This is a genomic window from Sorangium sp. So ce362 (assembly GCF_051519845.1).
Taxonomy (GTDB): Bacteria; Myxococcota_A; Polyangia; order Polyangiales; family Polyangiaceae; genus Sorangium.
Window position 1 is genome coordinate 8065444 of record NZ_CP150332.1, and the last position, 21405, is coordinate 8086848.

Sequence of the window (21405 nt, forward strand, 5' to 3'; positions counted from 1 at the left end):
ATGGATGCCGGCGCCGAGGGCGATGCGCCGGTTGTCCTCGCGCAGGATCTGCGCCGACGGCCCTCCTGTCATCGTAGCTTGGGGCGCCATCGAGGAGCAGGGCCCGGCGGGGACGGCGGACCGAGCCCGGGCGCGAGCTCTGCGCTCCTCCCGCGCATGAAAGACACGTCATCGTCATCACGGGGGGCGAGCACAGGCATCGGCGCGGCCATCGCGCGACGTCCATGTCCACGTTGACGAGGAGTCCTGCTCGGCGTTCGAACGACCCCACGGCCCAGGTGCCAACGACGCCACCCGGCCCCCTCAGCAGGAGCTCAGGTGAGGCTGGCGCGCTGCGGCCCGCGATGGCTACTCCATGACGGCGGCGTAGCGCCCGCCGGGCGTGACGATGACGTGGGCCTGGAGCGGGACGTTCAGCTCATGGGACAGGTGGCGCAGCTCGTGGGTCATCGCTTGGTCCTCCCCGGTCGGCGTCGGATCGCCGCTCGGGTGGTTATGGGCCAGGACGAAGCGGATGGCTGCCATGTCCAGCGCAGCCCGCAGGATAGTTGCGCGGCCTGCGTAGAGGGCGTCGTCGACACCGCGGGCGAGCATGCGCGTCTCGCGCACGCGGCCGTGGCTGTCGAGCGCCGCGATCCAGAGCTCCTCGTGGACGAGGGGCGCGAGCCTCGGGCCGAAGTAACGCGCCACGCGTGCGGCGTCGGTGAGGAGCGCGCCTCGGCGAGCGCGCGCGGCGTGGGCGCGGCGGCCGAGCTCGAAGGCCGCGGCGAGCCGGGTCGCGTCGAGGAGCGCGATCTGGGTTCGCTCGGCGAGCGCCGCCGGAGAGAGGCGACCGAGGGACGGGAGGGCGGCCGTGCCGAGGATGCGCGGCCCGACGGCCGGGATGCCGAGCACCATCTCGATCAGGCCAGCCTCGGTCGCGGTCGGGATCTCGGCCGCCGTCTCGCCGGGTGCATCGACGGGCGCGCTGCTCATCGGGGCCACCTCCGCCGGCGGGTGAGGGACCGGGCGAACAGGCGCCGCGCGAGGCGGAGCCGCGTGGCGACCGTCGGCCTCGGGATCGCGAGCGCCGCCGCGATCTCGTGCATCGTCAGGCCGGCGGCGGTGAGCGCCAGGACCTCGCGGAGCTCCGCGCGGAGGCAGTGGAAGGCACGGAGCAGCCCGCGCGCGACGATGCGCTCCTCCGGAGAGGGAGCTGCGAGGGGAGCGAGCCGGTCAGGATCGACCGCGGGCACCTCATGCCGCCGGTGCGCCTTGTCGCGGTGGTGCGAAGCCTGCCGCGAGGCGACCGCGGCCAGCCAGGCGCGCAAGGCATCGCACGGCGGCTGATCGGGGGACGGCCGGAAGCGGCCGGCGCGCATGCTGCAAAAGGCGCCGAGCACGGTCTCCTGCGTGACGTCGTCGAGATCCGCGGCGCGGACGCCGCGGGCGCGCAGCGTGCTGCGGATGAGCGGGCGCTGTTCGAGGAGCGCGGCGGCTTCGAGATAGACGGCGGGGTGTTGCGGCCGGTGATGGAGCTCGGGCGGGCGGGCGAGCCGGCCACGAGCCGTGGAGCGCAGGCGGCGGCGTGAGGGCGGATCGATCTCTTGGCCCTGTTCGGGGCGTGGACGTACGGTTCTCATGTCGGACCTCGGTTGTGCGGGGTTCGGCCACGCTGCCCGGACGGTTGGCGCCGTCGCGGGCAGCACTTGCTTGTGGGGAGCCTACGTGGTGCCGAGGGACCCAGCAATCCAAATGTGCCATATGGGCCACTATTCCAGATCGGACGAGAGCCGACTCCTTCGCCATGCCTGATGCGCGGCTGGACGAGGTGCTTCGCTCCATTGGGGCCAACGTCCGCCGCATCCGCGAGAAGCGCGGCATGACGCAGCAAGAGCTCGCGGACGCGGCCGAGATAGCCCTCCGCTTCCTGCAGAAGGTCGAGCACGCCCAGACGAATGTCGGGGTGGCCGTCCTTGTGAGGCTGGCCGACGTGCTCGGCGTCCGGCCCGGGGTGCTGTTCCGCCAGCGGGAGCTACCGCCGGTCAAGCGGGGCCGGCCACGCAAGGCACGACCCCGGGCGTAGTGATCCCGACGTTGGGCAAGCGCTTCGAGGCCGCTGCGGAACGAGGCGCCGCCCACGTCACGTGCGTGGCGCGCGGCATCGCCCATGGCACGCCGACGCCCAGATCCTGGGCCGCCCGCCTGCTTCGGGACGGAGCTGCCCCGGTGGGCATGACAATGACGGGATCGGCGAGGGGGATGCCCATCGCGAGCGCGCGGCGTGGACGCCGCGGCCGAGCTCGAGTCGTCCGGTGTGGAGCCCGCACGAGCACGCGTTGGTCTCCTTGACAAGGCGGCGCAGCCGTCAGGTACGCTACCTTTCACGATGAGTGGGGCCGGGACGACGGGGTGGGGTCGGAGCTCAAGGCGCTCCCCGCTGACGCGGCGGTCAGCGGCCAAGGGCGCTGATGACGCCGAGAGGGCCGCGGTCGACGATGTGGGTGTCGATCATCGTGGTCCGCCCATCTTTGTGGCCGAGCAGCGTCTGGATCGTCCTGATGTCGAGCCGCGAGAGGACCGAGGGGAGGTGCTCCGGCCGGCGTGCCCGTTCGAGCGCTTCGAGCCGGGGTATCTGCAGGTCGAGAACCCGCTTGTAAAGGAAGAGGAGCGCGCACAGCGCTTGGTTCTGCGTGGATGCCGCGGGGCGGCGTGCGACCGCAAGCTCGTCAAGGAAGGCCGTGACCTCTTCCGCGCCCATCTGCCGTGGGGGCTTGCCGCTGTGGAAGCGGATGGTTACCCAGCCGTCGGCGCGAATCTTGCGCGACGACACGCCGTCGCCGTCCGAGACCTAGCAACGGGAATACGTAGGTACGCAGCGGCGGCCTATCTCCGCAATCCCGCAGATAGGCTGCGGAAGGTCGTGGCCTATCTGCGGGATTGCGGAGATAGGCCATGATGGGCCGCGACTTATCCTCGGGAATATGGAGATAGGGTGCCACGGTTCGCGGCCTACATGTGAAAATGCGTAGATATATCGCGCATCACGGCTGATTGCGACGTTAGGCCGAGATCGAATTTCGCGGAGCAAAAGCGCCGGCCCGCCGCCCCCGGTCTCACGGGCCGGGCTGTCATCCCTGCCGCCGCCGCGCCACCCTGCCGCTTGACTTTCGGGTTGGTGTCGGGCTAGGTCGAGACCCTCGTGCGCGAACGGTGAACATGTCGAACGATGAAGATGAGATCGCGGTGTTTTGGTCGTGGCAGTCCGACTCTCCTGCGGACGCCAACCGATCGTTCATCGAGAAGTGCCTCACCAAGGCCTGCAAGATCGTAGCGAAAGATCACGCCATCATCATCACTGTTGACCGCGACACGCGCGGCGTCGGCGGGAGTCCGGCGATCGCCGAGACGATATTGGCGAAAATTCGGAGCGCGGACATCTTCGTTTGGGACGCAACCTTCGTCACGCTGGCGCCCAAGGCTGCTCCTAATCCAAACGTACTCTTCGAACTCGGCTACGCCTTTGCCGTACTCGGAGAGGGGCGCCTGATTGGTGTCATGAACACTAACGGCATTCCTGCGGGGACGCCGCTTCCGTTCGATCTTAATCATCGGCGCTGGCCTATCAAATATGACTTGGCCCATGGTGCTATCGAACGTGAAGCCGTACAAACGGAACTCACGGCAGACTTCGTTGCGGCGCTCAAGGCCGCAATCAAGGAGCCGAAGGTCGGCATTCAGCGGTCCGACGTTGATTTTCGGCTCTCTTTTAGGTTTGGTGGAAGCGTGGCCACGTGTGAACAGGTTGCAGCGAGAGACCTGAACAGCAGAGATGAATCAGCGCGATGAGGGAGGAGGCTCCGTGGAGGCCGTAGGACCGTCGCGTGATGGTGCGCACCTTGCCATTGGTGCCTTCCGAGCGTGCGTTCGACAGCCCGCTCGCGACGTAGGCGACGATGCCGTCGAGATGGTGACCAATCGTTCGCGCCGCTTTGGCGAAGGGCTTGAGACCCGAGTGCGTGGCCCACGACATCCACTCTTCGAGTTTCGCCAGTACGACATTCGGCTGACGCCGATCGAGAATGGCTGCGAACGACTCCTTGAGCAGGTAGGCGCGGTAGAGCGTCGCGTTCGTCTTCGGCAGTTCCGTCAGCTTCGCTTGCTCGATTGCAGTCAGATTCCAAGGGTTCTTCTGCAACGCGAATCGGGTATGCTTCAGCGCGCTGCGGTCTTCGGGGTCTTCGATTGTCCTCACTTCTGCACGGCGTACTTCGTCGAGCGCGTCATGAACCAGCCGCTGGACATGAAAGCGGTCAAAGATGATCTGCGCGTTCGTCGCCGACTCCGAGACCGCCGAGATGTACGCTTTCGACATGTCGATCGTGACCGCCTGGATGAGCGCGCATCGCTCCGAGCCGAGCTCTTGGAAGAAGGCCCGGAGCGTGTCGGCGTTCTTCCCCTCTCGCGCCCAGACCACGCGCCCGGTGACGTGGTCGACCACGATGGTCACGTACTTGTGGTGTTTCCTGTAGGAGAGCTCGTCGATGCCGATGTGCGTGAGCCCGTCGAGGATGTCGCGGGGAAGCCGCCGCTCGACCACGCGACTAATGATTGCACCGACCGTCGCCCACGCGACGCGCATCATCGTCGAGACGACGGTCTTCGAGGTCATCTGCGCCAGGTAGCCGACCGTCTCCTCGAAAGCGTGCGTGAACCAGCTCATCGGGTCGGCCCACGGCACCATCTCGGTAGTCACTCCGCACCGCGGGCAACGCAACCGCCGCGGCGAGTACCGGAGCTCCAGCGACATCCCCGCGAGGTCGAGGTGACGCCAGCAACGCGGTTTCCGCTGGTCGTACACCTTCCTCACCGGGCGACCGCACCCTCCGCAGCGAGGGATCTCCGTGGTCGGCTCGACGTCGCAGACCAGCCCGTCCGCCGTGAATTGCGCGCCCGTGACGCGAGTGAACTTGATTCCGAGGACATTGTTGAGCAGAGTGGTCGCGCGCACAGCCGATCGGGCTCCAAGGGTTGGTGTCGTAACCCCCGAGGTAGCCCGTCGGCTGTGCGCGTTCCATCCCCAATCGCACCGCGCCATTCCTGCGCCGAGCTCGCCCGCAACGCCGCGGGGGCCGGGACCAGGTCACGCAGCCGCGCTTCCACCAAACATCTCGGAGAGCCTGATTTTCATGCCAGTAGGTCACTTTGGAAGAGCGTCGACTCCGAATGGTTGCGTGACTGGTACGAGGCGCAATGCACGTCTCCACAGTACGAGAGGCGCGAAACGCTGACGGTGCTGGGGACCTATATTCGCCTGGCCGAGAAGCCCGAGAACCGTTTCCGAGAAGAGAAGCTTGCCGGGCTGCACGATACTGTGGTTCGCGCCATGGATAAGTACCTGCACGTCTCCGGAATTCAACGCGTCCCCGATGTTGTTTCGCACCAGTTTGTAATTTCGACAAAGGCAGCTAGCGGCTTTGTCGAGGACTACGATGCGAAGTACGAACGTCAGCTCAAGGTGCTCGAAACTGCCGTCGAAGGGTTGTGGGGAGCGTGGAACGCCTACGTGGATGAACTCCGGAGCCGCTATCCGGAGGTCACGACGAGCGTAGAACCGCCTGATGCGAGTGAATAGCGAATGGCTTTGGGCGAGGCCGATGGCTCGCTCTCCGGTCTAACGAGGCAATGCACTCGACGGCGCTTCGCGCCGCGAGTGATTGCCAGGGCGTTCGGCCCGCGCGCCACAGGCGACCGCGCACCTCGTGATCCGAGCGCGGCGGCCGAACAAGGAGGCCGCCGCGGCGCGGCGCGCGTGGCTCGCCGGCCGCCCGCCGTCGCGCGGAGTCGCGAGCCCTCGCGCAGCGGCGCGCCGCTTCCACCGAGCGCGCTCGCGGCGCGCGCCCTCGGCGCAGGCACGGTCTCCCCGCCGCTCCCGCCCGCGCCGCGCCCAGGCCGAAGACCCGCACCGCAGCCCCTCGCAGGCGCTCCCGAAGCGGCCAGCGCGCGCGCCGATGAGAACCTGGCGCGGCTCGCCGACTTCGTGCGGTGCCTCGCGCGGGGCGCGGAGCAGGTCAACCTGGTCTTCCCGGAGGAGAGCCCGGCCCTGGCGGAGCGCGACCGGCTGGGCGAGGCGCTCCTGCCGGAATGACGGAGGGGTTGCGGCGGGTCCGCAGCGCTAGCCTGGATTTTCACAGCAGAAGATCGGTTAACACAAAGGCCACTGACACCGGTCAGGGGAACGCGACTTCGAGCGAAGCTCCTCCCCACCAGGGGACAGCGACCGGCGTCGCGAGCACGCCGGACTCGAGCAGCATGGGGTTGTGAGCCCGACGAGGGAGGCGCACGTGGACGCGCTGCGGGCTGACCTCGACCCTCGCCGTCGTGTCGAGAAAGCGGCGGAAGATCTGCCGCGCCTTGGCGTGCTCGAAGCCGTGCAGGTGCTTACCGAGCAGCCGGTAGAGGCCGGTGGCGATGACGGTCAAGGTCACGTCGAAGTCGACCTTCATGGCCACAGCGGACGACAGCGCATCGACGTGGAAGAAGTGGACCTGGTCCTCGAGGTTGTTCTCGATCAGCATGCGCCGAGCGTAGCGCTCGAGGATCGTGCGCGGCGTCGAGCGGGTGTCGTTGGTCAGCAGGATCGTGGGCTCGTCGTGACCGAGATCGCGCGCGCAGATCTGCCGGATCGGCGCTGGATAGTCCTTGCCCAGCCGCACCGTTTCGTCGAGGACCTTGGGGTTGCGAAACTTGCGGTTCGGTACATCGAGCTCCACTCGACGCCAGGCTGCGGCCGGTGCGTTCAGCACATGGCGCTTGAGGACATCCGTGCGGCGGCGCAGCGTGACGAAGGTGATCCCCTGGGCATCCAGGCGGCCCAGATTCTTGTAGGTGGTGAGCTTCGAGTCGAACACGAGGTGCGGGGGCACCTTGCCGTACGTCTTCTTCCAGAAGTCGACGAAGCGCAGGACCTCATCGCTCTCTTCTCCTTTGCGCAGGTCGGCGTTCGCGTAGCAGAGCACATCGGCGTCGGCGTCCTGGGCGATGAAGGTAAGCACGGCCTTGTCGCGGCGGCTGCGCTTGGAAAGGTAGTGGCGCTCGACGAACTCGTCCTGCCCGAAGAAGGGAACGGCATGAAAGTCGAGGTTGAACGACGCGCCCGCGAGCGCAAGATGAGTGCGCAGGTGATCGAGCCAGCCGCGCAGCAGTCGGACGGAGCTCGAGCGTCCCAGGCGATCGGAGTACTGCGCGAGGAAGGTTGTCTTCGGGATGACGTTGGGCCCCGCGAAGAGCGACAGGCCTTGGTCGAAGACCAGGTCCATCACGTGGCTCTTGCGCTCGATGGACGTTAGCTTCAGCGCGAGGGCCGCGAGCAGCGCGTGGGTCGCCGGGATCGCCTTCGAGCCAGGCAGGGCAGCTTCGCCGGCGAGCCGATCAAAGCCAAGCTTGACGAGCAGAGGCAGGAGCACGAACAGACCGCCGACATGGGTCTCGAACGTCGCAGGGACGAGCTGAAAGTTGCGGACATCGGCGCGGCTGGCGCGCTCGGGACGCGTCCTGGCGGGGCGCTCGTCATCCTTCCGACGCGGCAGCCTGGAGAAGCCTTCCTCGCGCAACACCTCGGTGATGGCCGTGGGGCTGAGCTCGATCTGCTGGCTCCGGAGCTCCTCGGCGATGTCGTAGATCGACAGGTTGCGCTTGCGCATCGCGATTATCAGGCGCCGGGCGCGGGACTTCTTCGGCTGCTCGTGCGGGCCGCGCATCGGTTCGGTGAAGAAGGCACGCTCGGGATCGTGCCGGAACTGATGGCAGAGCACGCGGAACGAGCCGGGAGTGTAGCCGAAGGTCTGCGCGACCTCGGCGCTCGAGCGATGCTCCACAAAGTACGCGCGCAGCGCCTCGTACTGGCGGTGCCGCGTCTGGGCGGGCACCCGGAAGAAGCGGGCGGGGTCAGTTAGTGGAGTTGGTGCGCTCATCGTGAAAAACGTGACCCACACATAAGGGATCTCGTCAAGGTAAGGAGAGCGGCGTCGAGAGGCGATGCAGCCAATTTTTGCTGGATTTCAAGGTTGATCTGCACCGCTGATGCATCAACTACGTCCACCGAGGGGGAGAAGCTGACGGACGAGAAATTCGCCCATAGCGCATCCTTTTCCCTCATGACGTCCTTGATGCCGCCGCTTGCCTGGCTCACGCCGTTCGGCGTGAAACCGCGTCCTCCGGTTACCCAGCCGGAGGGACGGCCTCATGCTGCGCCGTTAGGCAAACTATCTCGGTGAAAATCCAGGCTAGCGCGCCGCGTTCTCGATCCGGCGCGGCGTCAGACCGGCGCGCCTGTCGGCTCGACCGGCGCAGGCTCGGGCGGCGCCGGCTCGTCGGGCGCGGCGGCGCTGCCGCGGCGCTTCGGGCGGAGCCTCCGCAGGGCGTTGCGGAACGAGGCGGCGCTGAAGCGGCGCTTCGCCTCGGGGAGGTCCCAGCAGGCGTTGACGCCGGCGGCGCGCGCCTCGTTCCCGAGCAGCGTGGCATAGGTCACGATGGAGTTGCGGAGCACCATCGCCTCTTCCCGGTTGCGCAGGCCGAGGATGCCGAGCAGGTCGCGGCCGCTCACCTCGTCGAGCAGGGCGCTGCCTTCGCGCAGGAAGCCCTCGGTGAGGCCGACGGGCGAAAGGCGGGTCTGGTGCTGCTCGGCGAGCCGGAGCAGCATGGCGAGGTCGCTGGTCTCCTCGGTGAGCGTGCCGCTCGTGTTCACGTCGGCGAACTGCTCCGCGACGTCCGGCTCGAACGCGAACGCCTGGTCGGCGAACGCCTTGAGCCGCGCGCGCCAGGGCCGGCTCGCCTTGAGCACCTGATCGATCGATCGCACCTGGTAGGCGCCGGTGCGCTTGCCCTCGCCGAACCAGAGGTTCGCCGTGTCGAGGAGCTGGATGGCGCCGCGGAGAAGCGCTCGGCGCTCGGGGCCGTAGGCCTTGCTCGCGAGCGGCGCCTCGTACTGGACGACGGACAGATAGAGGTCCCGGAGCTCCGTGAGGGTGGTCGAGATGGGTTGGCTCGGCTCCATGACCTCGCGGACGATGCGGTCCATCTCGGGACGCGCGGTATCGAGGAGGGTCCGGAACTCCGCGGGGGTGGCGACCGCGCGGGTCTCCTTCAGGACGGCGTGCTGCTCTTGCGACAATTCGATTCCCATGAACCTACCTCCTGTGGGGGTGGCGAGCGGGCAGGCGTAGCACGACGGCAGAGCTCGCAGCGACCCACGCGGGCTCCGGCGATCCGGAGAGCACGATTACGTCTCCGCACAGCTGCGCCGGCGCGCCCGGGGGGCGCCCCAGCGGACCGGCGCGTGGGCCCAGCGGGCCGGGAGCGCGGCCAGCGCCGCCGAGACGGCCGAGGATCGTGTCAGCAGGTCCGAGGAGCCGTACCAGCAGATTCGAGGAGCCGTACCAGCAAGTCCGAGGAGCCGTACCAGCAGGTTCGAGGAACCGTACCAGCAGGTTCGAGGAGCCATACCAGCAGGTCCGAGGAGCCGTACCAGCAGGTCCGAGGAGCCGTACCAGCAGGTCCGAGGAGCCGTACCAGCAGGTCCGAGGAGCCGTACCAGCAGGTCCGAGGAGCCGTACCAGCGGGTGCTGGCAGGCATCCCGGGGCTGCTGGTGGAGTCGCCGGGAGGTGCTGGCAGGGAGCCGGGAGGTGCTGGCAGCCCACCGGGCGATGCTGGCACGGCGCGGCACGTCGCGGGCGTCACGCGCAGCGGTGCGCACGACGGCGAGTGGACGCAGGCGTGCGAAGCGGTCAGCGCCGAGGCGCCGTACCGGCCGCCGCTCGTGACACCGAAGCCAAAGGTGACCGGGAGCGACTGCGCCACCGTGGTCGAGCCGGCGGGCGAGGAGATCCACACCGACGAGCTCGGGCGGGTGCGCGTGCACTTCCACTGTGACCGCGAGAGCCGGCTCGACGATCGGCGTGGACGAGAGCGCGGACGTCGGCGGCGATCAGCGCGTCAGCGTCGGCGGCGACCAGCGCGCCAGCGTCGGCAGGGACCGGGCGATCGCGGTCGCTGGGTCGTCGGCGCTGTCGAGAAGACCGCTGCGCGCGCGCATAGGACGGCGCGATGAGCACCGCGCAGACCGCGAGTCAACGTGACGATCGACAAGGCCGAGCGCATCGTGGTCGACGACGCAACCGGCAAGGCCGTCGCCGAGCGGTGCGAGGTCGCTCGGGATCCGGCGACCGGTGAGGTGACCGAGACGCGGCAGCGGACCGTGATCGACCCGGCGACGGGCGAGATCAGGATGCAGCAGGTCGCGATCACGACGGGCGAGGACGGGGAACGAAGATACGAGGTCGTCGCGGGGCGGTTCGAGCCGAGAGAGCAGCGCTTCGCTTGTCGGTTGAGGGCGCCGAGGTCGGCGTAGCTCCGGGCCTCGAAGAAGGCCTCGCGGACGTAGCGGATGGCGCACTCGACGCGGCCCTTCTCGTTGCCGCGGGCGACGGCCACGGGGCGCGGCTCGAAGCGGTAATGCGCCGACAGAGCCAGCAGCGTGGGGTGGAACTGGATCGCGTCGCCGTGGCGCTCGACGACGGCGCACTTGAGGTTGCCCGGGCGGGGCGGCGAAGAGTCCCCATCGGGTGCAGCAAGGCGAACAACGCACGATTCTATCTGGACGAAATCCTATGGGGCGAGCGGCTGTGGTGCCCGGCGTCCGTCTGCGCTCCACAGACTGCGAGGTAGGACGCCGCTGCCGAGCGCGGGGCGGCCGACGCGGCGGCGCGTGACGACGCGAGCTCGTCCCGAGATGTGCCTCGGCCGCGGCGGCGATGTCGTTGAGGAGCTCGACGACACCTGCCGCAAACGTTGCGGCGACCGAGCCAGTAGTTTATGTCTGGGAGGGGCCTTCCTCGGGGGGCCGGCGCTTGTCGGATGCGTTGTTGAGAGGCCCTTCGCGACGCACGCCAAGGTCCAGCGTGTCGTCCCCTCGAGGAGATTTACACATGAGGCGCCAGGAATTGAGGAACTGGGTGGATGCCCGGATCACCCGGACGGCGGTTCGAACCGCACCCATGGTCATCGCCGCTGCTGTCGCGGCGCTCGCCCTCGCGGGCTGCACGTTCGGCGATGACCCGCAGAGAGCTCAGCCCGTCGTCGGGAACTGGTTCGATCAGAACTGCATCCCCGTGGAGTGCTTGTTCGAATGTTGTCAGGGGTGGAATTACAATAGAGATCCGCTCCTCCGCGGAAGAAAATGGTATGGTCCTCAGTGCGAGGAAATCCGGAAAAAGAGCGCCGTTTATTCGGAGTACGTTTATTTGATGTTACTGGAGCAGAATTGGTGCACCGAGGATTTTACCTTCTTCGAGTCGGGGTACTGCGCGGTCGTTAATCCCCCCGACGTCATCAAAGAGTTCGGGCCCGATGGACAGCCCGTGTATGCGAGGTTGAGCTTCTTGGTCTGCCCGCCGCGGGGACAGCCAGCGGCGCACCCCATGGAGGATGTGGAGCTCATCCCCGAGGAGTGAGGGTGGTAGTGATGGTCCTGCCTGCGCGCATCCTCGCGACCGCCATTATCGTCGTCTCCGCCTTTGTCCGCCCCTCGAAGGTGTTCGCTCACGCGGGCCCGTGCGCGGCCCCCGAGCCCTTCAACGGGTTCTGGGGCGTTGGGCAGTTCCAAGTGAGACAACGCGTGGCGGGAATTCCGCTCCTCGCCATGACGCGCTTTTCGTACAGGCAGATACGATACTCTCCCTGCGCCGGCGGGATGCCCGTGCTCCCTCTCGGGATCGGCGAAGCGAGCATTGGCGTGGGGGTCCCTCTCTTCGACAACCGGCGCGGCGGGTGGCTTCTGCAAATGGCCGCCAAGGGGCAGGGCTCGCAGAGGCCGAGCGAACCCGTGAGCGGTGTCATCACCAGCGCACCCGCCACCGCGGGTCACATCAACCTTTGGGAGACCGCGCTGCCGTTGATCCAGCTCACGGGGGCGGCGTCGGCGGCCATCATGCCGCAGTCCTCAGACGTTCACCTGTCGATTGCGTATCTCGGCGGCGTGCGGTTCTATGCTCTTCATGGCAAGCGCGCGCAAGCGAATCTGGGGATCATGGTCGGCGGCAAGAATGGTGTCGTCAACGCCGTTCCCTCGCTCGCGGTCCGGGGCAGCGACCTGGCGATATGGGGTCATAAAGTCGCGATGGGATTAGAGCTCCGCTCACCCATCGAGTTCTCTGGCGGCCCGATACCCGTTCGGTGGCGGCTCTGGGGTGCCTTGACCTTCGCGCTCGACAAGCTGGACGACGGGAGAGGCGACCACGCGCGCGACACGCAAACGCCCTGGTCTTCCTCCGACCTGGTCGGTTCACCCATCGAAGCCCCACCCACCCAGACGGTCTGGGAGATGACGTTATGAACGCGTTCGTTCATTCGGGAGACAGTCCGAATCTTTTGCGGCACCTGCGGAATGTCTCTTGCACATTACGTGTCAAGTCGTTCTTTGTCCTCAATGCGCGGTTTTGCTCTGACTGTGCGACTCTAAATTTTTCTTCTTGCGTTAGCTCGTCTTCGTCCAGATGCGCTGGAAAGTCGTCGAAGTTTGTGCATTTTTCGAGACTATTGACGAGAAACTCTCCAACCCCCGCCTCGTCCACGCATGATGCGCTGTATGTCAAGACGAACAGCAGGTTGTTATGATCTGTAATGGTGCCGCAAACGTAGGCATTGGACAAGGTCTCTCGTACTCTGCATTCTTCTACCTCTTTTTGCAGTGCCTCGACCTTGGCGGCGGCTTTCTCCACCCCGGCGTCGTCCGTTTCTCCCGGAGGAGACGTCGCCGTGGCCGGCGGGATGGCTGTGGCTCTCGCGCGCGCTTTCACTGCGCGTCGGCACGCAGCGAGCTCCCGCTTCACGTCCGCATCAGGGATGGACGCCGCGCTCTTTTCCATGGCCGGAGGTCTGCGCTCCCGCGTCGCCCAGCCGACCAGCACGCCACCACCAAAGACGAGGCCGAGCACGGCCACCGCGATGAGGAGATGAACCATGAGGCCGGCGCTCTCGGGGGGTTTGCTCATGTGTCAACCTCCTAAGGCTTCGGTGCCTGCTTCATCATCGGTGGGAGTTTCGGGGGCGTCTCCGTGCACGTCCAGACGAACTCTTTCAGGCTGCGGAGCAGCTCGTCTTCCGTGAGCGTCTGACGAACCCGGATCGCTTCCGCGACGAGGCTCGACTCTTCCTTCGTGAGGTCGCCCGAGCGAAAATCCGCGGGAATGTCCGAGAGCGCCGCGCAGCTCTCGAAGTTCTGCTCGATGAGATCGGCAGACCTGGACTTCGGCCCGCACATCAACCCATCCTTCGGTAAAGCCATCAGCGCGCTGAACTGACGAGCCGCGGCGCTGCAAACCTCAGCGTTGACCAGGATTTCGCTCTTCCTGCACCGTTTCAGCTCCACCTCGAGCTCCTCGACGGTGGCTGCTTTTTCGGGAGCGTCTTGTTGCCCTTCCCCCGGAGGAGCATCGGCGGCCGAGGCGGTCGCTTGCGGCTCCGAATGACCTGCCAGTTTTTCTTGACATGCAGCGAGCTCTCTCCGGTCTATCCGCTTCCGGGGATCCGAAGCAGGCTCCGCTCTCTTCTCCTCCGCCGGTGGCCTCCGGTCCAGGATCGATCTGCCGACCAGTACCCCAGAGCCAAAGGCAGGGACGAGCAGAACCGTCGCTGCCAGAACACGAATGGCGTGCCCCGTTTTCTTGGCGCTCTCCGTCATGAGTCGCGCGTCCGCCCCCCGAGCTCGGCCCGGCCCGCGTCGTCGATGAGCTCGTCGCATGCGGCGCGATCCGTCGCGTCGATGACGCCACACCGCGCGACGAGCTGCCGGAGGTCATGGCGGTCTTTGCTCGGATCGCAATCCTCGGCCGGGGATTCTTGTTTTGCGCGCGCCGGCTTGGTTTTCGTCGAGAACGCGCTGTTCGCAGGAGATTCCGGTTCCGGCATGGAAACGAGGGTACACCCAGGTGCCGAGCTCTTGCCGCCATCCCGCCGGCGTGGTCCCGCTCTCGCAGGAGCCGCGCCGACCGTGGCCACGTTCGTCTGGGCGGAGAGGATGGCGGCCGAGGGCGCAGCGGCCAACCTCCTGGCGGCGGCGGCCGCCGGCGTGACCGATGGTCCCGCGGAGGCCGTCGAGACCACGCGCGTCCCCGCCAACCTTAACCGGGCAGGATTCGCACCCGCTGGACAGCAAACCCGATTTCAGAAGCTACCGCTCACTCCTTTCCCTCGGGACCAGCCTTGCCTGGTCGCCCCCTTCCCGCCTTCATGTGAATCACTCCGGGGCCAATTGGGCCAAGCCCCTGTCGTGCTGAGCTGCGATCGCGGAGGCGCGGCGCGCTCCAGGAGGAGCGCGCCTCAGTTGTCGACCACGAACTCCACGCGGCGGTTCTTCGCCCGGCTCGCGTCGTCGTCGCCCTCTGCGAGCGGCTTGTCCGGGCCGAAGCCCTCCGCCGTGAGCCGGCCAGGGCTGACGCCCTTCTGGATAAGGTACTTCCGGACCGTGTCCGCGCGCTCCTGGCTCAGCCGGAGGTTCAGCTCGCGCGTGCCGGTCTCGTCGGTGTGCCCCTCGATCCGCAACCGCTCGACCTCCGGGTTCGCCTTCATGACGAGCGCCACCTGGTCGAGGGTCTTGTACGACTCCGGCTCGAGCTCGGCCGACCCGGACCGGAAGCGGACGGTATCCCGCATCACGATCTGACCCTGCTCGTACGAGACCCGCGGTTCGCCCTTGTCCGGGCAGCCGTCGTCGTCCTCGACGCCGTTGATCGTCTCCTTCTCGTCCGGGCACTCGTCATCCACGTTCGCCACGCCGTCCTGATCGTCGTCGGCGTCCTCCTCGGGGCAGCCGTCGCTGTCGTAGTCGGCGTCGCGATCCTCGGGCACGTCGGGGCACTGGTCGCGCTCGTCGTCGACCCCGTCGCTGTCGCGGTCGTGCGACGTTGGCGTGTACTTCACCCCCGCGAACACGCGGAAGATCGGCACGCCGTAGCCGGCCAGCGCGCCGATGCCCGGGCCCGCGACGATCTCCCACTCCTTGCTCGGGTTGATCTTCACGTAGCCGAGCGCCTCGAGCGGCGTCTCCTCCTCCTTCAGGTCGTCCGCGGTGAAGCCGATGCCGCCGTTCGCCTCGGCGCCGATCTCGACCTTGCCGTCGATGCCGCCGAAGCGGTAGCCGAGCGCCGCCGCGTAGGTCAGCTCGCTCCCCGCCTCGACGTTCGCGTACGTCGTCCCCTCGCGGATCGCGACGCCCGCGTTGACGCCGAACCGCAGGCCGGGCGCGAACCGGTGATCGAGGATGATGCGCGGCCAGAACACAACGTTGCGCGCGCCGCCCGAGAAATCGCCGGTGTGCGTGGGCACGCGCAGCTCGGCCACGAGGCCGAGGCCGATGGAGTCGCGGTCGTCGAGGATGCGCAGCTTCGGCACGAGCCGGATGTCGCCGATGCCCCCGAACGACGGCGAGCCCTCCCCCGACTGGAAGAGGAAGAACGGGATGTCGAGGCCGAGCGCGAACGGCTCGGCGATGGTGACCGAGGCCATGAGATCGCCGCCCAGGCGGCCGCTCACGATCTGGGTCCGCAGGTCCCCGTCGCCCGTCGCGACGATGAGCGGGTTGCGCGCGTAGTTCAGCAGCAGCCCGAACTCCCAGGGATCCTCGGGCTCCCGGACGCCGGAGCCCTCGGTGACCACGAAGGCGTCGTGCGTGACGGCGGGCTTGAAGCGCTCGATGTCGATGTCGGTCTCCTGCGCCGACGCGCTCGTCGCGGCGGCGAGGGTCGTGAAGATCGTGCAGGCGGTGGCGGCGGTGATCCGTGCGCGCATGGGTCTCCTCTTCATCGGCCGGCCTCCGCTCCGCGGCGGGGGCGTCTGCGCCAGGCGAGCGCGAGCCCGCCGGCGGCGAGCAGCGAGAGGGCGCCGCCGCCGAGGGGCGCGGGCCCCGTCGCGCAGGCGCAGGCGCCGCCCTGGACCGCATCGCCCTCAAGCAAATCCGGCTCGCCGGGCCCGCCCGCGCCGCTCGACGCCTCGCCGTCGACGCAGCGCCCGGTCGGCGCGCAGCGCGCGCCCGGGCCGCAACTGTCGCCGCCGAGCGAGCACGGGCTGCACTGCCCGCCCACGCACACGAGGTCGCCGCAGCCGGCGTCCGACGTGCAGCTGCCCGACGGCGCGGGGATGCACCGGTGATCCGGCGAGCAGTCCTCGTCCCCGGTGCAGTCGGTGTCGTCGACGCACGACACCGGCAGCACGCAGTCGCGCTCGACGCACACGCCCGCGCCGGCGCAGTCCGCGTCGCGGGTGCAGCCGGACGACGGGACGATCACGTCGGGCACGCGGTCGCCGTCCCCGTCGTCGGCCACGCACGAGGCGGAGAGGCCGATGTCGAGATCGCCCGGCCCGATTTCCGCGGCGTCGTTCACCGACCGGAAGTACAGGTTCGCCGCGCACGCGACGCTGACGCCCACGATGTCGAGATCGATGGATCCCTGCACGTATCCCCGCATCGCCTCGCCGATCAGCAGGGGATCGACGTCCGTCCTTGCCTCGGTGGCGACCTGCATGTCGGTGACCGTGACGCGCTCGTAGCTCCCCGGCGGCGCCACGAACCTCCAGACGTCCGAGAGCGTGCCGTCGCCCTTCACGCCGAGCACGTACTCGTAGCCGCCCATCGACGCGTCGGCCGTGAACCGCGGGTCGATCTCGGGCGCCCTCGCCGTGCCGCCGGTCGCCCGGTTCTTGTCGGCGTCGATGAACACGAAGAGCGTCGTCTGGGCGCCGATCGCGGTCGTCCCCGACACGTAGGCGCGCACCCAGAGCCGCCCGGCGTCGGCGACCGCGTAGGCGGTGCGGAAATCGATCGACCGCTCCGGCTCCGCGAAGGTCGCCGCGCCGTCCTTCGCGACGTCCTCGTCGCCGTAGGGCCAGCGCGGCTCCCCGGTCCTGTCGATCGCGACGATCTCGTCGAGCACCGGCGTCGTCCGTCCGCCGGTCCACGTCTGCGCGGACGAGCTCTTCGGAACGAGCGCGACGGCGAGCGCCGCGCCCACAGCCAGGGGCGCGGCCAGCCAACGCCCCCTCCTCCACCCCTCTCGATGATGTGCCATGGCGGGCAGCATCCTCGCATAGGTCGCTGTAACCCTTGCAAATGAACGGCGAAACGACAGACGAGCTGCGCCCGGGGTACGCAAGGGTGCGCGCGCCGCGTGCCCGTGGCGCACCCAACCGAGCGCCCTGCTTTTTCAACGCCGAGCCTCCCCGCCGCGATCTCCGGCGCGTCACCTCCGCTTGGCCACGGGCGCGGGTTCTGTAACTGTCCATAGGTCAGTTACGCGTCGCTGCGCCTGTCTGGGCTCGGGTTACCGGGCTGCAGCCTCCGGCCGGCGAGATGAATCGCCTCTTCCGATCGAAGGAGACCGGATGCACTGCACTGTCCAGAAACACCGCCCCGGAGCGTTCCGGGTGGCCTGCCTGCTGCTTGGATCGCTCGTCGCGGCGTGCTCGGGGGAAGGCCCGGCGCCGCTCGAGGGGAGCGCGTTCGACGTCGAGCGATACGATCTCCGGGGCGAGTTCGACTGGGAGCGGGGCCGCCTCGTCGCGACGCTGGGCCTCACGCTGTCGGTCACCGGCGACGGCCCGCGCGTCGTCGTGCTCGACAGCGCCGTCGCCGAGGTGAAGGAGGTCCGGCAGAAGGATGGCGGCGCCCTCCCGCACCAGCTCGATCCGACGCGCGCGGCGCTCGCGGTCGATCTCTCGAGCGTGCCCGAGGCGACGCGCGGCGAGCCGATCGCGATCGAGATCGACTACGAGGCGCTCTCCGGCGACGCGCTCCGCGCGGTGCCGGCGCGCATGGGCGATCCCGTCCCCGTGCGCGCCGTCTACACGGTGTCGGAGCCGCTCGGGGCGTCGCGGTGGATGCCGTGCCACAACGCGCCCTCGGACCGGGCCTTGTTCTCGGTCGCGATGCGGGTCGACGGCGGCGAGTCGCTGATCGCGAACGGCGATCTCGTGGGCGACGAGGACCTCGGGGCCTCCGGCCGCCTCGTCCGTTACGAGACCGCCTATCCGCTGCCGCCTTACCTCATGGCGTTCGCGATCGGCGATTTCGAGGTCGAGCGCGGGGCGAAGGGGGATCTCCCCATCGCGATCTGGCGCCGCCGCGGGCTGCCCGGCGATCACGGCAAGATGCTGGACGAGATCGCGCGCGCCATCGGCCGCTTCGAGGAGCTGCTCGTGCCGTACCCGTTCGAGAAGTACGCGCTCGTGCTCCTGCCGGACTTCTCGGTGGGCGGGATCGAGCACGCGAGCATCAGCTTCCAGCGCGAGGAGCGGAGCACGGAGCCTGCGCTCGCCTCGGATCTCCTGCTCACGACGCACGAGCTCGCGCACCAGTGGTTCGGCGACCTGGTGACGGTGGAGACCTGGGACGATCTCTGGATCAAGGAGGGCATGGCGACGCTGCTCGAGCAGGAGGGCGTCCGCGCCTACACGGACGAGAGCGGCGCGGGGACGCTGAACGGCGACGAGCTCGGCCCCCACGCGGGCGATGCCGTCCGCGATCCATCGCTCGCGCCGGGCGAGAAGTACACGAGCGGCCCCTACGGCCGCGCCGCCTGGCTGCTCACCCAGATCCGCAGCCTCACCGGCGAGGACGCCTTCTGGTCGGCGCTCCGCGGCGTGCTCGAGGAGCACCGCTTCGGGACGATCGGCACGGACGAGTTCCTCGACGCCTTCGCGCCGGCGCTCGGCCCGGAGGCGTTGGCCCGCGCGCGGCGCGCGGTCGCGGCCAGGGCGCTCCCCTGGCTCACGGTCGAGCCCGCGGCCTCCGGCGGGGCGTTCGTGACGCTGCACGACCCGGACGGCGCGCTCGTCGCCCCGCTGGAGCTCGCCTGGGTGGCCGGAGACGGCCTCACCCGCGTGCAGACGCTCGCGCCCGCCGAGCGCGTCGAGGTCGCGCCCGGGGCGCCTTCCGAGCTCCTCGTCGTCGATCCGCTGGATCGCCACCCCGAGTGGGCCTTCCTGAGCACCGAGCGCGATCTCGACACCTACGCCGCGACGCTCGCCCCGCGCCGCGTGCCGTCGGATCCCGACGCGGTCTCGCGCTTCCTCGACGTCGGCGGCGCGCACCAGCTCGCCGCGCTCCAGGGCGGCCTGCCCCCGGGGCTCGCGCCCGAGCAGCTCGAGGCGTTCGTGGCCGGCCTCGACGCCGAGGCGGCCCGGGCCGTCGCGCTCGCCGCGGCGTGCGACGCCGCGAGCGCGCCGGGCCTCGACGTCGAGATCCGCGGCGCGTGGTCGAGCGTGCTCACCGACATCTTCGCCGGGGCTCCTTACAGCTACGGGCTCGACTACGTCGACAGCTACGCGGCGTGCAGCAGCGTCGTCTCGCCCGAGGATCTGTTCGCCGAGGACTGGTCCGCGCTGCGGACCGGGCTCGCGACCGGCGGCGTCTCGGACGCGCGGCTCCAGTACCTGTCCAAGTTCAGGTTGCCGCCCGACGCGGCGCTCCGCACGTGGGGCCAGGTCGCGCTGGCGTCGAGCTCTGTGCGCGCGCGCGTGCTCGCGCTCCGGCACCTCGCGGCGTACCTGGAGGGGCTCGACCCTGCCGCCCTCCCCGCGTGGCGCGCCTTCTTCGCCGGCGTGCTCCGCGTGACCGACGTTTCCGATGTCCTCACCGCGGATCTCCGCGCCGTGGTGGCCTCTGCCGCGCCCACGGCGGCAGGCAACGAGGAGGCGCTGGAGGGCCTGACTCGGGTGCTCCGCGCGCCCGCGGCCCGCTCGGTCCATCCCCGCGCCGTCTGTGCGGCCCACGCATTGACGGGCGGTGACGAGCAGGCGTTCCGCCGCTTCGCCGCGGGTCTCGACGGCGCCGACTTGACGGATCTCGCCGCGGCCTTGCTGCGTTCTCCCTCCGACTGCGGCTGAGGCGTCGCTCGCCGCGACATGGCGCCTCGCCCGGCCGGCCTCGTTTCAAGGCGAGGCTGGCCGCCTGCGCCGAAGCGGAACGCTGCTAGGCTCCTCTGCCCATGTCGGAGCTCATCCAACTTCTTCGCCAGAACGCCCCGGTAGCTCGCCTCGCCGAGCACCTTGATGGCCTGACGCACGACGAGCGCCTCCACGCCCTGTCGACCACGACCCGCGCGGATCAGCGGTCGCTCTACGCCGCCGCGCTCCACGCCCCCCCGCTCACGCTCGACTTCTTCGTCCCGGACGGCACCCCGCGTCGTGTTGCAGTTCATCACAAGGGCAGGAACAGTCTTCCTCTCCCGTCCCCGCTCCGCTCCTTCGAGAAGCGCTTTGCCTTGCCCGAGGACGGCAGCGCGCGGCTCTTCGGTTACAACGAGGGGCTCACGCGCTCCTGGATTGGCCCTGGCTTCTTCGTCGCGCTCCCGACGGCGGGCAATCTAGCGTGGCAGGAGCGCGGCGCGGTCGTGATCGATTACTTCCAGGTCCCGGACGGCCCCGTGCCCGACGGCTGGCCCTCGGTCGTCCCCAACGACAGAGGCCTCCAGTTCTTCGTCTACAACGGAACGCGCGACTTCATGCGCCGAGTGTCAAAGGACGTCTCCATCGGCGCCGCGTTCAAGGGTGAGAAGTCGCTCGATCATTATTTCACGCTCTGTCGGTCCCCGTCGTCCTAGCCCCCCCTCACTTCCCAGAGGCGTATCCGCCGCCCCTAGTTCGGCCCCGTCCCCCCCGTCCCCGACAGCCGCGCGATCATCCCCTTTCTCAGGAGCCCCACCTTGTTCCGCATCGCGGTCACCTGCTGCCGCATCCCGTCCGCCTGCTCCGCGAGATCCACGATCCCCGCCTCCGTCGCCGCCTGAGCCAGCTCGCGCGCCTCGTCCGCGAGGCGCCCCATGCGCCCTTCGACCTCGTCCATGGCGGCCACCACCTCCCCGATCTGCTCGGGGCTCGTCGCCTCGCGCTGGCGCGCCGCGGCCTCCTGGACCAGCTGGTTGATGTTCCGCCCCTCCTCGCCGAGCGCCGCGAAGCGCTGGAACAGCTCCCCGAGCTGCTCTGCCCGCCGCTTGATCTCCTCGCCGCGCCCCGCGAGCGCCGTCGCCGTCGCCTCGTGGCGATCCCGCGCCGCGGCGATCGCCGCGATGAGCGACCCGAGCGCCACGCTCACGCGCTGCTGCGCCTCCGCGGCCTCGGTCGTCGACCTCGCGGCGCGCTCGAGCCCCTTGCGCGTGTCGAGGGGCAGCCTCCGCGCCGACTCCGCGAGCTCCTCGAAGCGGATGAGCTCGCGCTCGAGCGCGCGCGCCGCCTCGGCGAGCTCGCCCCCGCCCTTGCCGTGATCGTCCTTCCCGCCCCCGCCGCGGCCGTTCTTCTCGCGCTTGTTCACGTTGTGCACTCTCGACCGCCCCTCGCGTCCGTCCGCGTGAGGCGCCCTGCATCCTGCACGATCCCCG

General features: G+C 68.9%; 20 protein-coding genes and 1 pseudogene. 8 read left to right on the forward strand and 13 right to left on the reverse strand.

All coding sequences use genetic code 11. The features are described 5' to 3' along the window. Positions 1 to 348 precede the first annotated feature (348 nt). Together WMF17_RS30860 and WMF17_RS30865 are read right to left on the reverse strand one after the other, a co-directional pair. A complete protein-coding gene (locus tag WMF17_RS30860; RefSeq protein WP_437644522.1) occupies positions 349 to 975 on the reverse strand; it encodes a JAB domain-containing protein in 627 nt (208 codons plus the stop codon). After that, a complete protein-coding gene (locus tag WMF17_RS30865) occupies positions 972 to 1622 on the reverse strand; it encodes an RNA polymerase sigma factor (RefSeq protein WP_437644524.1) in 651 nt (216 codons plus the stop codon). The genes WMF17_RS30860 and WMF17_RS30865 overlap by 4 nt, the downstream gene beginning before the upstream one ends. Before the next feature lie 164 nt (positions 1623 to 1786). Here WMF17_RS30865 and WMF17_RS30870 point away from each other — a divergent pair, with 164 nt between their 5' ends. After that, complete coding sequence (locus WMF17_RS30870) at positions 1787 to 2065, forward strand: helix-turn-helix domain-containing protein (RefSeq protein WP_437586511.1); 279 nt, start codon at positions 1787 to 1789, stop codon at positions 2063 to 2065. 366 nt (positions 2066 to 2431) lie between these two features. Here WMF17_RS30870 and WMF17_RS30875 read toward each other — a convergent pair whose 3' ends face one another. Further along, entirely contained in the window at positions 2432 to 2812 is a 381-nt protein-coding gene (locus WMF17_RS30875; protein WP_437644526.1) for a phage integrase N-terminal SAM-like domain-containing protein, read from the reverse strand. A 386-nt stretch (positions 2813 to 3198) separates the two neighbouring features. Here WMF17_RS30875 and WMF17_RS30880 point away from each other — a divergent pair, with 386 nt between their 5' ends. After that, on the forward strand, positions 3199 to 3828 hold the full coding sequence (locus WMF17_RS30880; RefSeq protein ID WP_437644527.1) for a hypothetical protein: 630 nt from the start codon (positions 3199 to 3201) through the stop codon (positions 3826 to 3828). On the opposite strand, the gene WMF17_RS30885 is transcribed toward WMF17_RS30880, so the two are convergent. Then, positions 3749 to 5077, reverse strand: a complete 1329-nt coding sequence (locus WMF17_RS30885) for an ISL3 family transposase (protein WP_437644356.1) — start codon at positions 5075 to 5077, stop codon at positions 3749 to 3751. The genes WMF17_RS30880 and WMF17_RS30885 overlap by 80 nt on opposite strands. 132 nt (positions 5078 to 5209) lie before the next feature. Here WMF17_RS30885 and WMF17_RS30890 point away from each other — a divergent pair, with 132 nt between their 5' ends. After that, positions 5210 to 5614 (forward strand): hypothetical protein, encoded by a 405-nt coding sequence (locus WMF17_RS30890; RefSeq protein WP_437644529.1) that lies wholly within the window; start codon positions 5210 to 5212, stop codon positions 5612 to 5614. Between the two features lie 595 nt (positions 5615 to 6209). Here the strand turns inward: WMF17_RS30890 and WMF17_RS30895 are convergent. Continuing rightward, positions 6210 to 7952 (reverse strand): hypothetical protein, encoded by a 1743-nt coding sequence (locus WMF17_RS30895; RefSeq protein WP_437644531.1) that lies wholly within the window; start codon positions 7950 to 7952, stop codon positions 6210 to 6212. 344 nt (positions 7953 to 8296) lie between these two features. After that, a complete protein-coding gene (locus WMF17_RS30900; protein WP_437644533.1) occupies positions 8297 to 9163 on the reverse strand; it encodes a hypothetical protein in 867 nt (288 codons plus the stop codon). Between the two features lie 949 nt (positions 9164 to 10112). Here WMF17_RS30900 and WMF17_RS30905 point away from each other — a divergent pair. Further along, positions 10113 to 10388: a hypothetical protein gene (locus WMF17_RS30905; protein WP_437644535.1), complete on the forward strand. Its 276-nt coding sequence runs from the start codon at positions 10113 to 10115 to the stop codon at positions 10386 to 10388. On the opposite strand, the pseudogene WMF17_RS30910 reads toward WMF17_RS30905, so the two are convergent. Further along, positions 10352 to 10570: pseudogene (locus WMF17_RS30910) on the reverse strand (IS21 family transposase); the annotation flags it as partial. The gene WMF17_RS30905 and the pseudogene WMF17_RS30910 overlap by 37 nt on opposite strands. A gap of 395 nt (positions 10571 to 10965) precedes the next feature. Between WMF17_RS30910 and WMF17_RS30915 the strand changes: the two are divergent. Together WMF17_RS30915 and WMF17_RS30920 are read left to right on the forward strand one after the other, a co-directional pair. Next, complete coding sequence (locus WMF17_RS30915; RefSeq protein ID WP_437644536.1) at positions 10966 to 11490, forward strand: hypothetical protein; 525 nt, start codon at positions 10966 to 10968, stop codon at positions 11488 to 11490. Between the two features lie 2 nt (positions 11491 to 11492). Beyond that, positions 11493 to 12371: a hypothetical protein gene (locus WMF17_RS30920; RefSeq protein WP_437644538.1), complete on the forward strand. Its 879-nt coding sequence runs from the start codon at positions 11493 to 11495 to the stop codon at positions 12369 to 12371. A 10-nt stretch (positions 12372 to 12381) separates the two neighbouring features. On the opposite strand, the gene WMF17_RS30925 is transcribed toward WMF17_RS30920, so the two are convergent. The 5 genes from WMF17_RS30925 to WMF17_RS30945 all read right to left on the reverse strand — a co-directional run bounded on the left by WMF17_RS30925 (position 12382) and on the right by WMF17_RS30945 (position 17100). Beyond that, on the reverse strand, positions 12382 to 13029 hold the full coding sequence (locus WMF17_RS30925; protein WP_437644539.1) for a hypothetical protein: 648 nt from the start codon (positions 13027 to 13029) through the stop codon (positions 12382 to 12384). A gap of 11 nt (positions 13030 to 13040) precedes the next feature. After that, a complete protein-coding gene (locus WMF17_RS30930; RefSeq protein ID WP_437644541.1) occupies positions 13041 to 13718 on the reverse strand; it encodes a hypothetical protein in 678 nt (225 codons plus the stop codon). Further along, positions 13715 to 13945 carry a hypothetical protein gene (locus tag WMF17_RS30935; protein ID WP_437644543.1) on the reverse strand — a complete coding sequence of 77 codons (231 nt, stop codon included), beginning with the start codon at positions 13943 to 13945 and terminating at the stop codon, positions 13715 to 13717. Before WMF17_RS30935 ends, WMF17_RS30930 begins: the two co-directional genes overlap by 4 nt. Positions 13946 to 14356: 411 nt before the next feature. Further along, the gene (locus WMF17_RS30940; RefSeq protein ID WP_437644545.1) at positions 14357 to 15823 is read right to left on the reverse strand and encodes an OmpA family protein; all 1467 of its coding nucleotides are present in this window, start codon (positions 15821 to 15823) and stop codon (positions 14357 to 14359) included. An 11-nt stretch (positions 15824 to 15834) separates the two neighbouring features. Beyond that, entirely contained in the window at positions 15835 to 17100 is a 1266-nt protein-coding gene (locus WMF17_RS30945) for a hypothetical protein (RefSeq protein ID WP_437644547.1), read from the reverse strand. A 313-nt stretch (positions 17101 to 17413) separates the two neighbouring features. Here WMF17_RS30945 and WMF17_RS30950 point away from each other — a divergent pair, with 313 nt between their 5' ends. After that, positions 17414 to 19915, forward strand: coding sequence for a M1 family aminopeptidase (locus WMF17_RS30950; RefSeq protein WP_437644549.1), 2502 nt, complete (start codon positions 17414 to 17416; stop codon positions 19913 to 19915). A gap of 101 nt (positions 19916 to 20016) precedes the next feature. Continuing rightward, positions 20017 to 20631: a hypothetical protein gene (locus WMF17_RS30955; protein ID WP_437644551.1), complete on the forward strand. Its 615-nt coding sequence runs from the start codon at positions 20017 to 20019 to the stop codon at positions 20629 to 20631. A gap of 35 nt (positions 20632 to 20666) precedes the next feature. On the opposite strand, the gene WMF17_RS30960 is transcribed toward WMF17_RS30955, so the two are convergent. Beyond that, positions 20667 to 21338 (reverse strand): hypothetical protein, encoded by a 672-nt coding sequence (locus WMF17_RS30960; protein WP_437644553.1) that lies wholly within the window; start codon positions 21336 to 21338, stop codon positions 20667 to 20669. Between the last annotated feature and the right edge of the window lie 67 nt (positions 21339 to 21405).

What these genes read in the sequence shown, in the direction of transcription:
- WMF17_RS30860 (WP_437644522.1), bottom strand. Translation starts at nt 975, where the DNA reads ATGAGCAGCGCGCCCGTCGATGCACCCGGCGAGACGGCGGCCGAGATC.
- WMF17_RS30865 (WP_437644524.1), bottom strand. Translation starts at nt 1,622, where the DNA reads ATGAGAACCGTACGTCCACGCCCCGAACAGGGCCAAGAGATCGATCCG.
- WMF17_RS30870 (WP_437586511.1), top strand. Translation starts at nt 1,787, where the DNA reads ATGCCTGATGCGCGGCTGGACGAGGTGCTTCGCTCCATTGGGGCCAAC.
- WMF17_RS30880 (WP_437644527.1), top strand. Translation starts at nt 3,199, where the DNA reads ATGTCGAACGATGAAGATGAGATCGCGGTGTTTTGGTCGTGGCAGTCC.
- WMF17_RS30885 (WP_437644356.1), bottom strand. Translation starts at nt 5,077, where the DNA reads ATGGCGCGGTGCGATTGGGGATGGAACGCGCACAGCCGACGGGCTACC.
- WMF17_RS30895 (WP_437644531.1), bottom strand. Translation starts at nt 7,952, where the DNA reads ATGAGCGCACCAACTCCACTAACTGACCCCGCCCGCTTCTTCCGGGTG.
- WMF17_RS30900 (WP_437644533.1), bottom strand. Translation starts at nt 9,163, where the DNA reads ATGGGAATCGAATTGTCGCAAGAGCAGCACGCCGTCCTGAAGGAGACC.
- WMF17_RS30915 (WP_437644536.1), top strand. Translation starts at nt 10,966, where the DNA reads ATGAGGCGCCAGGAATTGAGGAACTGGGTGGATGCCCGGATCACCCGG.
- WMF17_RS30925 (WP_437644539.1), bottom strand. Translation starts at nt 13,029, where the DNA reads ATGAGCAAACCCCCCGAGAGCGCCGGCCTCATGGTTCATCTCCTCATC.
- WMF17_RS30930 (WP_437644541.1), bottom strand. Translation starts at nt 13,718, where the DNA reads ATGACGGAGAGCGCCAAGAAAACGGGGCACGCCATTCGTGTTCTGGCA.
- WMF17_RS30935 (WP_437644543.1), bottom strand. Translation starts at nt 13,945, where the DNA reads ATGCCGGAACCGGAATCTCCTGCGAACAGCGCGTTCTCGACGAAAACC.
- WMF17_RS30940 (WP_437644545.1), bottom strand. Translation starts at nt 15,823, where the DNA reads ATGCGCGCACGGATCACCGCCGCCACCGCCTGCACGATCTTCACGACC.
- WMF17_RS30945 (WP_437644547.1), bottom strand. Translation starts at nt 17,100, where the DNA reads ATGGCACATCATCGAGAGGGGTGGAGGAGGGGGCGTTGGCTGGCCGCG.
- WMF17_RS30950 (WP_437644549.1), top strand. Translation starts at nt 17,414, where the DNA reads ATGCACTGCACTGTCCAGAAACACCGCCCCGGAGCGTTCCGGGTGGCC.
- WMF17_RS30955 (WP_437644551.1), top strand. Translation starts at nt 20,017, where the DNA reads ATGTCGGAGCTCATCCAACTTCTTCGCCAGAACGCCCCGGTAGCTCGC.